Annotated in this window: 15 protein-coding genes; 2 read left to right on the forward strand and 13 right to left on the reverse strand. The window is 68.2% G+C overall.

Annotation, left to right across the window (positions count from 1 at the left end; genetic code table 11):
* Positions 1–4: 4 nt before the first annotated feature.
* The gene (locus A5745_RS06375) at positions 5–850 is read right to left on the reverse strand and encodes an SDR family oxidoreductase (protein WP_076058051.1); all 846 of its coding nucleotides are present in this window, start codon (positions 848–850) and stop codon (positions 5–7) included.
* Positions 851–936: 86 nt separating this feature from the next.
* Complete coding sequence (locus A5745_RS06380; protein ID WP_076115499.1) at positions 937–1,869, reverse strand: undecaprenyl-diphosphate phosphatase; 933 nt, start codon at positions 1,867–1,869, stop codon at positions 937–939.
* A gap of 105 nt (positions 1,870–1,974) precedes the next feature.
* Between A5745_RS06380 and A5745_RS06385 the strand changes: the two genes are divergently transcribed.
* Together A5745_RS06385 and A5745_RS06390 are read left to right on the forward strand one after the other, a co-directional pair.
* On the forward strand, positions 1,975–3,459 hold the full coding sequence (locus tag A5745_RS06385) for an acetyl-CoA acetyltransferase (protein ID WP_076115500.1): 1,485 nt from the start codon (positions 1,975–1,977) through the stop codon (positions 3,457–3,459).
* A gap of 109 nt (positions 3,460–3,568) precedes the next feature.
* A complete protein-coding gene (locus A5745_RS06390; RefSeq protein WP_076115501.1) occupies positions 3,569–5,674 on the forward strand; it encodes an NAD-dependent epimerase/dehydratase family protein in 2,106 nt (701 codons plus the stop codon).
* On the opposite strand, the gene A5745_RS06395 is transcribed toward A5745_RS06390, so the two are convergent.
* The 11 genes from A5745_RS06395 to A5745_RS06450 form a co-directional block, all read right to left on the reverse strand.
* Positions 5,663–6,895, reverse strand: a complete 1,233-nt coding sequence (locus A5745_RS06395; protein WP_076115502.1) for an NAD(P)/FAD-dependent oxidoreductase — start codon at positions 6,893–6,895, stop codon at positions 5,663–5,665. The two genes, A5745_RS06390 and A5745_RS06395, sit on opposite strands and share 12 nt — an antisense overlap.
* Before the next feature lie 49 nt (positions 6,896–6,944).
* Entirely contained in the window at positions 6,945–7,670 is a 726-nt protein-coding gene (locus tag A5745_RS06400) for a DUF72 domain-containing protein (RefSeq protein WP_076115503.1), read from the reverse strand.
* Between the two features lie 7 nt (positions 7,671–7,677).
* Positions 7,678–8,313 (reverse strand): endonuclease, encoded by a 636-nt coding sequence (locus A5745_RS06405; protein ID WP_076115504.1) that lies wholly within the window; start codon positions 8,311–8,313, stop codon positions 7,678–7,680.
* Positions 8,314–8,377: 64 nt separating this feature from the next.
* Complete coding sequence (locus A5745_RS06410) at positions 8,378–8,839, reverse strand: lipoprotein LpqH (protein WP_076115511.1); 462 nt, start codon at positions 8,837–8,839, stop codon at positions 8,378–8,380.
* Between the two features lie 10 nt (positions 8,840–8,849).
* Complete coding sequence (locus A5745_RS06415; RefSeq protein WP_076058039.1) at positions 8,850–9,182, reverse strand: TfoX/Sxy family protein; 333 nt, start codon at positions 9,180–9,182, stop codon at positions 8,850–8,852.
* A gap of 111 nt (positions 9,183–9,293) precedes the next feature.
* The gene (locus A5745_RS06420) at positions 9,294–9,683 is read right to left on the reverse strand and encodes a nitroreductase/quinone reductase family protein (RefSeq protein ID WP_076115505.1); all 390 of its coding nucleotides are present in this window, start codon (positions 9,681–9,683) and stop codon (positions 9,294–9,296) included.
* 115 nt (positions 9,684–9,798) lie between these two features.
* Positions 9,799–10,293, reverse strand: a complete 495-nt coding sequence (locus A5745_RS24970) for a hypothetical protein (protein WP_076058037.1) — start codon at positions 10,291–10,293, stop codon at positions 9,799–9,801.
* A gap of 286 nt (positions 10,294–10,579) precedes the next feature.
* A complete protein-coding gene (locus A5745_RS06430; protein WP_076115506.1) occupies positions 10,580–11,071 on the reverse strand; it encodes a hypothetical protein in 492 nt (163 codons plus the stop codon).
* A gap of 47 nt (positions 11,072–11,118) precedes the next feature.
* A complete protein-coding gene (gene lon, locus A5745_RS06435; protein ID WP_076115507.1) occupies positions 11,119–13,434 on the reverse strand; it encodes an endopeptidase La in 2,316 nt (771 codons plus the stop codon).
* Between the two features lie 73 nt (positions 13,435–13,507).
* Positions 13,508–14,056 carry an ABATE domain-containing protein gene (locus A5745_RS06440; protein ID WP_076115508.1) on the reverse strand — a complete coding sequence of 183 codons (549 nt, stop codon included), beginning with the start codon at positions 14,054–14,056 and terminating at the stop codon, positions 13,508–13,510.
* Between the two features lie 354 nt (positions 14,057–14,410).
* The coding region (locus tag A5745_RS06450; protein ID WP_139329471.1) for an alpha-hydroxy-acid oxidizing protein at positions 14,411–14,645 on the reverse strand (235 nt) is incomplete at its 5' end.

The raw sequence follows: 14,645 nt of genomic DNA on the forward strand, positions 1-14,645 counted from the left end.
GCCCTCATTCTTCGCCGCGGGCGCGGGCCTCGTAGGCCCGGCGCTGTTCGACGTCGACCTCATCGGTGAAGACGTGCTCGCCGCCGAGCAGGCGGTTGAGGCCCTCGCCCAGCCTGCGCGGCATGAACTTCTGCGAAGCGACCATCGCGCCGGCCGCCCTGGTGACGCGCACCCGCGGCCTCGGGCGAACCACCAACCCGACGATCGCGTCGGCGATTTCCGAGGGCTCGGCATTGCGGAATCCCTTGGCGCCCTTGGTGCCCGCGGTCAGCTCGGTGTTGACGAACGACGGCAGCACCATCGAGAAGTGCACGCCGGCCGAGCGGTATTCGAGCCTCGCGGAATCGGTGAACGCGACCACCGCGTGCTTGCTCGCGCAGTAGGTGGCCAGCCCGACGGCGTAGATCTCCCCGGCCAGTGAGGCGACGTTGATGACGTGTCCGGATCCGCGGGGGACCATGCGCTGGACCGCCAGCTTGCTGCCCAGCATCACGCCGTAGACGTTGATGTCGAGAATGCGCCGGGTGACCGCGTCGGGCTCGTCGATGATCCGGCCGACCGGCATGATGCCGGCGTTGTTGACCAGCACATCGATCGGTCCGAGCTGGCGCTCGACGTCATCGAGGAACTCCGAAAACGAGTGCGGGTCGGTGACATCGAGCTTGCCGTGCACGTCGAGGCCGAGCGCGGCGCCCGATTCCTTCACGCACACCTCGTCGATGTCGCCGATCGCGACCTTGGCGCCCAAGTTGTGCAGCGCGGTCGCGGTGGCCAATCCGATGCCCCGCGCGCCGCCGGTGATCACGATGACCTTGTCGCGGACCTTCAGGCCTACTGCGGTGTCTGCCATGTTGATCCCTTCCGGTCTTAACAGGTGTCAACTATGCGATCCGGTAAGCACAGCACTCGCCGTCGGGCTGCGCAATAAGCGCCCGCTCAGCGCAGGGTCAGCCAGGCCAGGCTCGCGGCGCCAACCAGGGCGCAGTAGACCGCGAACGGGGTCAGCGTGCGCGTTTGGAAGTACCGGGTGAGATAGCGCACAGCGAGGTAGGCGCAGACGAACGACGCGATGCTGCCGGCCAGGACCTGCCCGCCGATGCCGCTTCCCAGCGGCCCGAACAGTTCCGGGATCTTGTAGACCCCGGCCGCCAGGATGATGGGCGTCGCCAGCAGGAAGGAGAACCGGGCGGCGTCTTCGTGGGACAGGCCGCGCCAGAGGCCGGCCACGATCGTGATGCCGGAGCGGCTGATGCCCGGCAGCAGGGCCAGGATTTGCGCCGAGCCGATCAGCACACCCCGGCCCAGGGGCAGTTCGGCCAGCCGGTTGTCGACGGCCTCGCCGCTGTGTGCGGCCTCGTCGTTGGGTGCGGCCCCGTCGGCTGGCGGCGGGTCGTCGCGAGCGGGCGCCACGCGGCGGCGCAGGACCTCGCCCGCATACAGGGCGATGCCGTTGAGGAGCAGAAACGCCGCCGCCGGAATGGGTTTGCCCAGCGTGGTGCGGAACAACTGTTCCAGCGCTAGGCCGGCCAGGCCCACCGGGATGGTGGCCAGCACGATCAGCCAGGCCAACCGCTCTTCGGGCGTTCGGATTCGGCGATACCGCACCGAGGAGAAGAATCCCGCCAGGATGCGCACCCAGTCGCGCCAGAAGAACACGAGCAGCGCCGCGGCCGTCGCGACGTGCAGGCCGACGATGAACGCCAGGTAGGGCGACTGGGGCGCGGACACGTTGAGGTCTCGGGCCCATTGCCCGCCGACCAGCGCCGGTACCAACACCGAGTGCCCGAGGCTGGAAACCGGGAACAGTTCGGTGATGCCCTGGGCGGCGCCGACGATCACGGCTTCGACATAGCTCAAGTGCGCGCTCATTGGTTGGCGGTCTCCATCCGATCGTGGGTCGGCCTGTGACGATAGCCAAAGCCTCGTGCCCGATGCCCGCGGTGGCCCGGTCCATAGACACGCTAAATTCGGTCCATGACCGTCGGCCCCCGCACACCGGTGCTGATCGGCTGCGGTCAGGTCAACCATCGCGACGACATCGACCCGGAAACCCGGTCCGTCGAACCGGTCGACCTGATGGCCGCCGCGGCCCGGCAGGCCGGCGATCCCCGGGTGATCGGCGCCGTCGATTCCATCCGGGTGGTCAACGTGCTGTCGGCGCACTACCGGGATCCCGCGCTGCTGCTCGGCGAGCGGATCGGCGCCTCGGGCTTCCGTACGCGCTACAGCCCGGTCGGCGGCAACGTGCCGCAGTCGCTGGTCAACCAGGCATGCATGGACATTCAGGCGGGCCGGGCCGGCGTGGTGTTGCTCGCCGGCGCCGAAACGTGGCGGACCCGGCGGGGACTGAAGGCCAAGGGCGGCAAACTCGAGTGGACGGTTCAGGACGACTCCATCCCGCTGGCCGAGGTCGGCGGCGACGACGTCCCGATGGCCGGCGACGCGGAGATCAGGATCGGCCTGGACCGGCCCGCCTACGTCTACCCGCTGTTCGAGCAGGCGCTTCGCGTCGCCAACGGCGAATCCGTTGACGACCACCTCGACCGCGTCGCCGAATTGTGGGCGCGCTTCAACGCCGTCGCCGTCCGCAATCCCAACGCCTGGATCCGTAAGCCGGTGACCGCGGAGGAGATTCGGCGGCCCGGACCGCAGAACCGGATGATCAGCTGGCCGTACACCAAGTTGATGAACTCCAACAACATGGTGGACCAGGGCGCGGCCCTGATCCTGACGTCGGTCGAGCAGGCACAACGCCTGCGGATCCCGGCCGACCGCTGGGTTTACCCGCATGCGGGCACCGACGCGCACGACACCCCGGCCATCGCCGAGCGTGACGAGCTGCACCGGTCCACCGCCATCCGGATCGCGGGCGCCCGTGCGCTGGAGCTCGCCGGCCTGGGCATCGACGAGGTCGACTACGTCGACCTGTACTCGTGCTTTCCGTCCGCCGTTCAGGTCGCCGCGGCCGAACTGGGGCTGGCCGTCGACGATCCGGCTCGTCCGCTGACCGTCACCGGCGGGCTGACTTTCGCGGGCGGCCCGTGGAGCAACTACGTCATGCACTCGATCGCCACCGTCGCCGATCTGCTGGTGGCGAATCCGGGACGGCGCGCCCTGATCACCGCCAACGGCGGCTACCTGACCAAGCACAGCTTCGGTGTCTACGGCACCGAACCTCCTTCCGAATTCCGTTGGGAGGACGTGCAATCCGCGGTGGATCGCGAGCCCACCCGCGACGGGTTGGTCGAGTGGGAGGGCGTCGGCACCGTCGAAGCCTGGACGACTCCGTTCGACCGGGAAGGGCGGCCGGAGAAGGCATTTGTTGCTGTGCGCACGCCCGACGGGTCGCGAACGCTGGCGGTGATCAACGATCGCGCCGCGGCGCAGGAAACCGTGCATGAGGACATCGGTGGCGCCAAAGTTGCCGTCGCGGCCGACGGCAGCGCCACGCTGCGGTAGCCCGCCGCGGGAATACCGCCAGGCCAGAGCCCGGTTTGGGGAGTAACAGTCGCGAAACTGTTGGCGACTTGCCTATTGTCGAAGCGGACGTCGTGGGAGGTGAGCCTGGGTGCAGATCCTGGTTACCGACGCCACCGGCACCGTCGGGCGGCTGGTCGCACGCCAGCTCATCGCGGCCGGCCACAGCGTCAGTGGCATTGCTGAGCGCCCGCACGCCTGCCTGGACCCAAACGTCGAATTTGTTTGCGCGCCGCTAAGCGACCCCGTCCTGCAGCAGCTGGCCGACGAGGCCGACACGGTCATCCACCTGGCCCCGGTCGACACCACCGCCCCCGGCAGCGCGGACATCGACGGCGTCGCGCGGGTAACCCATGCCGCCGCCCGCGCCGGCGCGCGCTTGCTGTTCGTCTCCCAGGCCGCGGGCCGGCCCGACCTGTATCGGCCCGCCGAGGAGCTGGTGTCCACCAGTTGGGCGCCGAGCGTGGTCGTCCGGATCGCGCCGCCCGTCGGCCGTCAGCTCGACTGGATGGTGTGCCGCACCGTGGCCACCCTGCTGCGCAGCAAGGTTTCCGCGCAGACCATGCGGGTACTGCACCTCGACGACCTGGTGCGCTTCCTGGTTTTGGCGCTGAACACCGACCGCACCGGTGTCGTGGACCTGGCTACGCCGGACGCCACCAACGTGATCACGGCCTGGCGGGTGCTGCGATCCGCCGATCCGCGTTCGCGGCCGTATGGGGTTCGCAGCTGGTCACAATTGATTCCGGAGATGGATATCACTGCGGCGCAAGAGGATTGGGGATTCGAGTTCGGCTGGCAGGCGATCGAGGCGGTCGCCGACACCGCGCGCGGACTCGCCGGCCGCAGACTCGGACCCGCCGGTGCGGTCCACCATGGGGGGCGATTGGCGCTGCCGGTGGAGGTGCTCCCGCGGCACGCGCCGCCCGGTTCGCTGCGCAACGCCGCACCGGAGGGCATGGAGGGCGAATTCGACGACCTGATCGATCCGCGGTTCCCGGTTTTCAGTGCGACCGGCCTTGCCGAGGCGCTGCCCGGACCGCTGACCCCGATAACCCTGGACGTCCAGTTGAGCGGACTGCGGACGGCCGGACGGGTGATGGGTCAGGTGCTTGCGCTCGGTGGCGTCGTGGGCGACGAATGGGGGAGCAGGGCCATCGCGGTGTTCGGTCATCGCCCTTACGTCGGGGTGTCATCCAATGTCATTGCCGCCGCCCAGCTCCCGGGCTGGGACTCCGAAGCCGTCGTCCGGAATGCCCTGATCGACCAGCCACAGGTCGGTGACCTGCTGCCGTTCGGTCCGCCGCAGCTGGCCAGCGGCGCGGTGGGGTCGGTCGCGAAGGCGGTCGCCGCGGCGAGATCGCTCGCCATATTGCGTCACCTGCGGACCAACACGCGCGCCTACGCCGCCGCGGCCACCGCCGAACACCTCGATGGCGCGCAGCTGGGTCTGCTTTCCGATGCCAGCCTCGGGGTGCGGCTCCGGCTGCTGCGGGACCGGATTCACCAGGGCTGGATCCTGACGGCGTTGTCGTTGATCGACACCGGCGTCACCGCGGCCGCGTTGGAGCGCACCGGGGTGGGAACCAGGGTGCCGGGACTGGGCGCGATCTTGGAGGGTGGCCGCGTCACGGCCGAGATCGCCGAGCTGGCAACGATATTGCGCGCCGACCCACCGCTGGCCGCGCTGGCCCGGGACCGCAATCTCGACAGCATCCGCGCGTTGTCTCCGGGTACCGCCGCCGCGCTCGACACCGCGGTCGCCCGCATCGGGCACCGCGGGCCGGGGGAAGCCGAACTGGACAGCACGGTGTTCGTCGATGATCCGGCGATGCTGCTGGCGGCGGCCGCCGAAGCCGCCGAGGCCCCCGCCCAGCCGCCGCCACCCGCGACGCTGGCCCGGCGTCTTGCCGACAATGCCCGCGTGTCGCGCGAGCTGGCTCACGACGCCACCATCCGATTCACCCATGAGCTTCGAACGACGTTGCGCGAGTTGGGTTCTCGACGGGTCGCGGCGGACATGATCGACGTCGTGGCCGACGTGTACTACCTGACCTGCGACGAGCTGGTCACGATGCCGGCCGATGCCCGGTTGCGGATCAAGCGCCGGCGCGCCGAGCGGGAGCGCCTGCAGGCGCAACGCCCACCCGACGTCATCGACGGGACATGGGTGCCCGCCGAGACGTCAGCTCACTAGGTCGGTAAGCGGGGACTGCGGATCGGCCAGCGCGCCGGGGTCGACGGAAGTCCCGGACCTGATCAGCGCTTTGACGTCGTCGAGCACATCCCAGACGTTGACATTCATCCCGGCCAGCACCCGGTTGTCGCCGTCGAGCCAAAACGCGACGAATTCGCGCCCGCCGACGTCACCGCGGAACACCACCCGCTCGAAGTTGGGTGCGTGCCCGACGTACTCCATCCCGAGGTCGTACTGATCGGTGAAGAAGTAGGGCAGCTCCGCGTATTCGCCTGGCTCGCCGAGCATTCCGGCGGCCGCCACCGCGGGCTGCTTGAGCGCGTTAGCCCAGTGCTCGGTGCGAATCCGGCAGCCGAACAGCGGGTGCTCGGCCGCGGCGATGTCGCCGACCGCGTAGATGTCAGGATCGCTCGTGCGCAGCGACGCGTCGACCAGCACACCGCCGTCGCCCATGGCGAGCCCGGCCTGTTCGGCGAGTTCGACGTTCGGCTTGGCGCCCACGGCCACCAACACCGCATCAGCGGCGACCGTCGACCCGTGCCGCATTTTCAGGCCGGTGGCCTTGCCGCCCGTGGTCGAAATCTCCTCGACCTGCGCCTCGAGCCGCAAGTCCACGCCGTGATCGCGATGGAGGTTGGCGAACACTTCGCCCACCGATTCGCCGAGCGCGGCCAGCAGCGGCTGTTTGGCCGTCTCGACGACGGTCACGGCGACGCCACGCTGTCGGGCGCCGGCGGCCACCTCCAGCCCGATCCATCCGGCTCCGACCACGGCCAGTGAAGACCCTTCGGCGAGAATAGAATTCAGCGCCACGGCGTCGTCGTAGGTGCGCAGATAGTGGACCGCGTCGGCGTCAGATCCGGGTATCGGCGGACGCCGCGAGGCCGATCCGGTCGCCAGCAGCAGCTTGTCGTACCGCACCGCGGTTCCGTCGGGGAGGGCCACGGCGTGTTCGGCGGGGGTCAGGCCTGCCACAGGCGAGCCGAGTCTCAGGTCGACGTCGTGGTCGCGGTACCACTCGGAATTCTGCACGGTGAAATCGGCCAGCGATTTCTTGCCGGCGAGATACTCCTTGGAGAGCGGTGGTCGCTCGTAGGGCAGGTGTTCCTCTTCGGCGAAGAGGATGACTTGGCCATCAAAGCCGCTGTCGCGCAACGCTTCTACCGCCTTGGCTCCAGCAAGTCCGCCGCCGATGATGACGAATGTGGTCGAGCTGGCCATGATTGCTGCTCCGTTCTTTCGTCGACATTCCCAGGCTACGCGGCCCGGCTCAGGCCAAAAGTTCCTGCAAAGTCAGGGCATTGCGGACGGCGTGACCGCCGAGGTCGTTGTTGAAATACACCCATACGTCCCTGCCGTCGCGGTCCCAGCCGACGATTCGGTCGGCCCAGCGCCGCAGGTCGTCGGCGGAATAGCAGCCGGCGTAGATCGAATCCCGATCCGGGCCGTGCAGCCGGATGTACACCAGATCGGTGGTGGCGCGCGGCACGCACGCCAATCCGGCGCCGCTCATCACCACATACGCCGCGCGGCGGCGTTCGAGCACTTCATAGACCGCCGGGTCGTTCCACGAAGGATTGCGCAGCTCCACGGCCACCCGGATCGACGCCGGCACTTGCCGCAGAAACGAATCCAGCCGCGCGTCGTCGCGCTGCTGCTCGGGGTGCAGCTGAACGAGCAGCACACCGCGCCGATCACCCAGCAACTGCCAACAGCGCTCGAACCGTTCGATCCAGGGCTCCGGGGAGGCCAGTCGGCGGTAGTGGGTCAGTCCGCGATGGGCCTTGACCGACATGGTGAAGCCGGCCGGCAGTTGGTCGCGCCACCCCGCGAAAGTCGAATCCTTGGGCCAGCGGTAGAAGCTGGCGTTCAGCTCGACGGTGTCGAACACCTCGACGTAGCGCGCCAGCCGCTTGCCGGCCGGCAGGCCGGGCCGGTAGAGCACGTCGTTCCAGTGCTGGTACGACCAGCCCGACGTGCCGATCCGCACCGTCACCGGGCGCTCAACCGGTCACCCGCTGGCGCAGATCGTCGTCCAGGGAGACCCGCACCAGCGCGGCGGCCAGCCGGGCGTTGGCACGCGGAGCCAGCGAGGCCAGCTTCGCCGCGTCGGCCGGCAGGCCCAGCCGCTTAGCCGCGGCGGTGGCGCGGCCGTCGAAATATGGGCGAACCCAGGTCCATACGTCCTGCACCTCGCGTAGGTAGATATCGGCGCCGGTTTCACCGATTCCCTTGAACGTCTTGAGCATTCGCTTGGCCTCGCGGACGTCTTGATTGCTGCGGCCGTCGAGTTCGCGGAGGTCGCCGGAATACTCGTCGCAAACCCGCCTGGCAATGTCGGTGAGGCGGGTGGCCGAGCTTTCGTCGTACCGCACGTAGTGAGCCCGGCCGAACGCGCTGATCATGGTCCGCCTGTCGGAGGTCAGGACGGCCTTCGGGGTCCGCAGGCCCGTCTTGAAGAGCTCACGGGCCGCACGGACGGCGGTGGTGGCATCGATCGGCTTGCTGGCCAGCATGCACAGCACCAGGAGCTGAAACAGCGGCATCGGTTTGTCGTTGACCCGAATGCCCGCCTCGGCGGCGTACGTGGTGCCGGCGACCCTGAGCAATCGCTGCACCACTTGCTCGCGCCCGCTCATACCGCACCGCGTACCCGCGCCATTCCCGGGCAAACCGGGGCGGGTGCTTGCCTCTCAGCTGGGTTCACCGCCTCGGGGGGCAGGTGAATTCCATCTCGAAAGGTTTGGATACGGTCCCGCTGCCGCCAGGGCTATCACTTACAGTTCCGACGATTTTGAAGGCAGATCCGCTCTTGGTGACAGTCGGTTTGGGGCCGGTATTTGACTCGTAGTACGTGAGCGGCACCCCGTCGACCATGCCGAGGGTGAGATCTTTCACCATCGGATTGTCGCCAGCACTCAGGGTGACGGCGATGCCATCCTCTCGGCTGCCAATGTTGGCCATCACCATGTTGGCCGCCGTCACGCACGCGACTTCGTTCTGAACCGGCCGGACCTTGCCGTCCACGACGACTTTCGGCGCAGCAGCAACCGATCCGCTCGGAGCTCGCGCGCCGGCGCCATTGCCTGAGCCGCTCGAGCACCCGACAAGCGCAACACCGACGACCGCTGCGCTACCGATGGCGACCCGACACCCGCGCTTCACCACAAGCTCCTCATTTGGATGGCAGGCTGCGCGCATAGCCGACGCCGCGCGTCACCCAACCCTGAAGCTGGCGCTTGGTTTTCACGCCCTCGTCGTCAACGCGCAACCAGCCACGGGCTTCGCGGCCCGCCATCACCATGGCGCTGACGTGGTCGCGTTCCAGCAGCTTGTCGGTGTCGTCCGGCGGTACCCGCACCAGCAATCCGCCCTGCCCACTGGCGGCCACGGACATGTTGCCGTTGACCAGGAACGCGAGGCCACCGAACATGCGCTTTTCCTCGACGCCACGCTCGGATCCGAGCAGTTCGCGGATCCGGTTGGCCAGGTCTTCGTCGTAGGCCATGCGCCGACCTTAACGCCGGCGACCGACACGCGCCGAGCCTGTAATTTCGCAGGCCTCTACTCGTACTTCTCCTGCAGATTTACCGGCTCGGCGAATATGCCGAACGCGGTGTCAGTCCAGATCAACTCGAATGGTGAGCAGGTCGCTACCCATCAGGCGCACCACGGCGCTGTTGAGTCGGGGGAGATTGCCCAGCCGCCGCAGCGGGTCGTCGTCGGGCATGAGGTGAGCCGTTCCGTTTCGCCACCGACCGCCAACGCGGACCCGAACTGCAGAGTTGGCCTTGATGTTTCGAACGTAGTCGGACCGGTCACCGTGCTCGGAGACCATCCAGAACTGGTTGTCCACCACGCGACCGCCCACCGCGGTGCGCCGCGGCTGCCCCGACTTGCGGCCGACGGTCTCGAGCATGGTCACCGGAAGTTGCCGCCCCACCGGGTTGACCACCAGACGTTGGACGCGGTGGACGACTTGCCGTTTCAGATCGCGAAATTCGGTCATCACTGCGATTCTGCCGCACGTCCGACGAGCGCAAGGCGAAGCCGCAACGGCCAAATGTGGAACAGCCGCCCCCTTTGGGGGGCGGCTGCCACATTCCGGCTTTTATGTGCCGGTTTTAGGTGCCGGGCGTTCCGACATTGCCGCCGACGTTGCCGTTGGCTCCGCCCGCAGGCGTGAACACCTGGAAACCACTAGACGTGTGCACGCCCCACTGGCCCAGGTCCGGGTCGAATACGACCGGAAGCTGGGTTCCGTCGGGGTCACCCACGGGCGGCACCCAGGTGGCCGGCAGTCCGTAGCGGACCGGGTCGTTGTAGTGCCCCGGCGGCGGGAACCGATCCTGTCCCGGCGGAAGCGGGCTGCCGGGTCCATTGCAGTTGACGCCCGGCCCGCCGTTACAAACCGGCCACCCCTGTCCGGGCAACTGCCCGTGACCAGGCACATCCCGGTCTCCCGGCACATTCGGGCCCGGAACGTTCGGGCCCGGGATGTTCGGGCCAGGCCCCGGGATACCCGGGTCGGCCTGGGCCAAACCGGCACCGATTCCGAGTGCCGCGGCCCCTAGGCCGCCGGCCATCGCGGCGGTGGCGGTGATCTTGTTGAGGTTCATGTGAACTCCTTGTCCAGCCTGGCTGCGACGCACGCAGCGCAACAGCATTGACGGTGTTGTTCAGTTGTTTCCCTAAGCTCCTGGTTTGGGCCGAGGGAACAGGGGTGGAATCCCCCTGGCTGTTTCGGCTACCCGGGCTCGGAGGCGCGAAAACGCCTTCGGCCAGGTTTATTGGCAGGAATCTTTCAGACAACCTGCATGCGATTAACAGATTCACCACGCAGCAACAGACTGACCAGCGGTGTTGGCCCGGCCACCACGTGCCCGCCATCGGGTGTGAGCATTGTTACCCAGGCCGCGCGGCAGGTACCCCGAGGGCGCGCAAAACCCACTCGCGCGGGACGTGGAACGCCAACGACCGGCGGGGGAGGGTGGTCAGCACCGGTTCGGGGATCACGGTTTTGTACCGCAGTGACAGCTGACCGGAGAATGCGGGATCGACCTGGCTGACGTCGACGTCGAGCGCGAGGCCGTCCTTGGAGAACTCCGCCCTGACCGGCCCGCCCTGGGCCGCATCCCAGCGCTGGTCGATTGCCCGGCCCGCCAATTTCGGCACCGTCGACAACGTTCCGAGAACCCGCTGGGGGGTAAGGGCCAGGGAACCGACGTAGCTGCGGACGTTGTGTCCTTTCACCGCGAAACCCGGTACCGAGCCATTGAATCGGAAAGTGACCGGGACGAACTCGGCGAGATGGGTGAGCCCCTCCGATTCGACCTGGGCCCGCAGTTCGGCGGGCAGCTTGCCAATGCGGAGCATCCTGCGCAGGATCACGGCCATCCCCGCACGGTAACGGCCCGGGCCGGCCGGTGCGCCGTTTCCCCGTATCAGGCGGCGGCCGTGGCGGTTTCGGCCACCGGTTCCAGCGCCCGGGCGACGATCTCGGCGACGTCGGTCATCGGCGTGACAGTCAGAGCCTCGAGCACCTCCGCGGGCACGTCGTCCAGATCCGGCTCGTTGCGCGATGGGATGAAAACCGTTGACAGCCCTGCACGTTGGGCAGCGAGCAGCTTCTGCTTCACCCCGCCGATCGGCAGCACGCGGCCGTTGAGCGTGACCTCGCCGGTCATGCCGACGTCGGAGCGGACCTGACGCCCGGTGGCCATCGAGACCAGCGCGGTCACCATCGTGACACCGGCCGACGGACCGTCCTTGGGCACCGCCCCGGCGGGCACGTGCACGTGGATGCGACGGTCCAGGGCCTTGGGGTCAACACCCAGTTCAGCGGCGTGCGAACGCACGTAGGACAGCGCGATCTGCGCCGACTCCTTCATCACGTCGCCCAGCTGACCGGTCAGCTGCAAACCGGGCTCGCCATCGGTTGCGCCTGCTTCGATGTAGAGCACATCGCCGCCGAGGCCGGTCACGGCCAGGCCGGTGGCCACGCCGGGCACCGCGGTGCGTTCCGCCGACTCCGGCGTAAACCGCGGCCGGCCAAGGTAATCGACCAGATCGGGCTCGTCGATGGTCACCGGTTCCTCGGCGATCTTCGTCGTCACCTTGCGCAGCGCCTTGGCCAGCAGGCGTTCGAACTGGCGCACACCCGGTTCGCGGGTGTAGTCGGCGGCGATCTTGCGCAGCGCGGCGTCGGTGACGGTGACCTCGTCGTCGTTCAGCGCCGCCCGCTCGCGCTGGCGCGGCAGCAAGTAGTCGCGGGCGATCGCGACCTTGTCGTCCTCGGTGTAGCCGTCGATAGCGACGAGCTCCATCCGGTCCAGCAGGGCCGACGGGATGGTCTCGATCACGTTGGCGGTGGCAAGGAAGACGACGTCAGACAGGTCCAGGTCCAGATCCAGGTAGTGGTCGCGGAACGTATGGTTCTGCGCCGGGTCGAGCACCTCGAGCAGCGCCGCGCTCGGATCGCCGCGGTAGTCGGATCCGACCTTGTCGATTTCGTCAAGCAGCACAACGGGATTCATCGATCCCGCCTCGCCGATCGCACGCACGATCCGGCCCGGAAGCGCGCCCACGTAGGTGCGCCGATGCCCGCGGATTTCGGCCTCGTCGCGCACCCCACCCAACGCGACGCGCACGAACTTGCGGCCCAGCGCCCGCGCAACGCTCTCACCCAGCGACGTCTTGCCGACGCCGGGCGGACCGGCCAGCACCATCACCGCACCCGAGCCGCGGCCGCCGACGACCTGCAGGCCGCGCTGCGCGCGCCGGGTGCGCACGGCCAGGTATTCGACGATGCGGTCCTTCACGTCGTCCAACCCGTGGTGGTCGGCGTCCAGGATCGCCCGCGCGGCCGCCAGGTCCGTCGAATCCTCGGTCTTCACGTTCCAGGGCAGGTCGAGCACGGTGTCCAGCCAGGTGCGGATCCAGCCGCTTTCCGGGCTTTGGTCGCTGGCGCGTTCCAGCTTGCCGACCTCGCGCAGCGCGGCCTCGCGCACCTTTTCGGGCAGGTCGGCGGCCTCGACGCGGGCCCGGTAGTCGTCGGATCCGTCGGGCTCGCCCTCGCCCAATTCCTTGCGGATGGCGGCCAGCTGTTGGCGCAGCAGGAACTCCTTCTGCGTCTTCTCCATGCCCTCGCGCACGTCCTCGGCGATCTTGTCGTTGACCTCGACCTCGGCCAGGTGCTCGCCGGTCCAGTCGATCAGCACGCGCAGCCGCTCGGCGACGTCGACCGTCTCCAGCAACTGGCGCTTCTGCACATCGGTCAGGTAGGACGCGTAGCCGGACGTGTCCGCCAGCGCAGACGGATCGGTCAGGCTGTTGACGTAGTCGATGATCTGCCAAGCGTCGCGCCGTTGCAGCATGGCCAGCAGCAGCTTCTTGTACTCCGCGGCCAGCGCCTTGATGTCGTCGGTCGGCTCGGCCTCGGTGACCTCGGTCACCTCGACCCATAGCGCCGCGCCCGGCCCGCTCGCGCCGGCGCCGATCTGCGCCCTGCGCTCACCGCGCACGACGGCGGCGGTGCCACCGCCGGCGATCCGGCCGACTTGCAGGATCTTGGCGATCACGCCGTGGGATGGGTAGCGGTCCTCGAGCCGCGGGGCGATCAGCAGCTGCCCCGAATCGCTGGCCCGGGCTGCGTCGATGGCCGCCCGCGCGGCGTCGTCCAGTGCGATCGGCACGACCATTCCGGGCAACACGATGGTGTCGGTGACGAACAGCACCGGCACTGATGTGGCTTGAGACACTCGTCCTCCAAAGGTTTAGTCTGTTGCGCTCAACCCTGGTTGGACGTGGTTTGTTCCCGGGTAGATCCCCGCGTCAGCGGGCCGCGGCGCGCTGCCGCGCCCGAAAAGCCTGGACCTTCACCTTGTTTCCGCAGGTGCTCATCCCGCACCAGTGCCGGTTTTTCGCTCTGGACGAATCGACGTATAGGCGTGTGCACCCGGGATGCGCGCAACGTTTGACGTTCTCGAGGTCGGGTCCGGCGATGAGGTCGAGCAGATCCGCGGCGAGGCTCGCGAGCAGCCGCGGCGCGGTGCCCTCGCGGCGGGTGGCACCGGTGCGGAGCAATCGGGGCGCGAGCTGGGGTTGCGACGCCCATTCGTTGAGCAGCTCGACGTCGGCGGCTTTGGGGCGGCGCCCCTCGAGCCGGGCGATGACGGTCCGGTAGCTGGCCTCGCGCAGGTCGATCGCCGCGACGAGCTCGTCGTGGGTGACATCGATCGCGTCGTCCAGCAGTCCCGCCTGGATCGCCCAGTCGGACAGCAGCCTTGGATCGGTCAGCAGTTCCTCGCGTGCCGACATGCGGTATTTCAGCGTGCCCGCGAAGTCGAGGCACCGCCGGCCGCTCACGTAGACGAATTTCATGTAACCACCTTGACAGGTTTCATGTCGCGGAGCAAGATGTAACTGTCTAAGCCGGTTACTCAGCGAAGGAGTCTTCGACATGATCACGAAAATGCTTGTCAGCGCTGCGATCCTCGGCTCTGTTATTGCGGGAGCGGCGCCGGCCGGCGCCGACCCGAGCCAGTCGGACCAAAACATATTCGGCAGCCTGACCTGCAACTGCCAACAGACGCCCCCAGCCGGCGGTGCGAGCCAGAGCGACGACATCGAGCGGGGACTCCGGGCGGGTTTCGCTGCCGGCTAGCCAGCTAGGGCGCCCAACGTGCGGCTGGCTTCACGTTCGACATCGAACGTGCGGCTGGCCGCACGCTCAGGTCAGTCCGAACGCTCGACGGGGCCCAGCCGCCGCAGCTGCGTCACATGCTTCGGCGAAAGTTCCTCCAGGCAGGTGACACCCAGCAGCCCCATCGTCCTGATCACTCCGGTCTGCAGGATTTCGATGGCACGGTTGACGCCCGCTTCACCGCCGGCCATCAGCCCATAGAGATAGGCCCGCCCGACCAGTGCGCACCGCGCCCCCAACGCAATCGCCGCGACGATGTCCGCGCCG

Source organism: Mycobacterium sp. IS-2888 (assembly GCF_001954215.1).
Lineage (GTDB): Bacteria > Actinomycetota > Actinomycetes > Mycobacteriales > Mycobacteriaceae > Mycobacterium.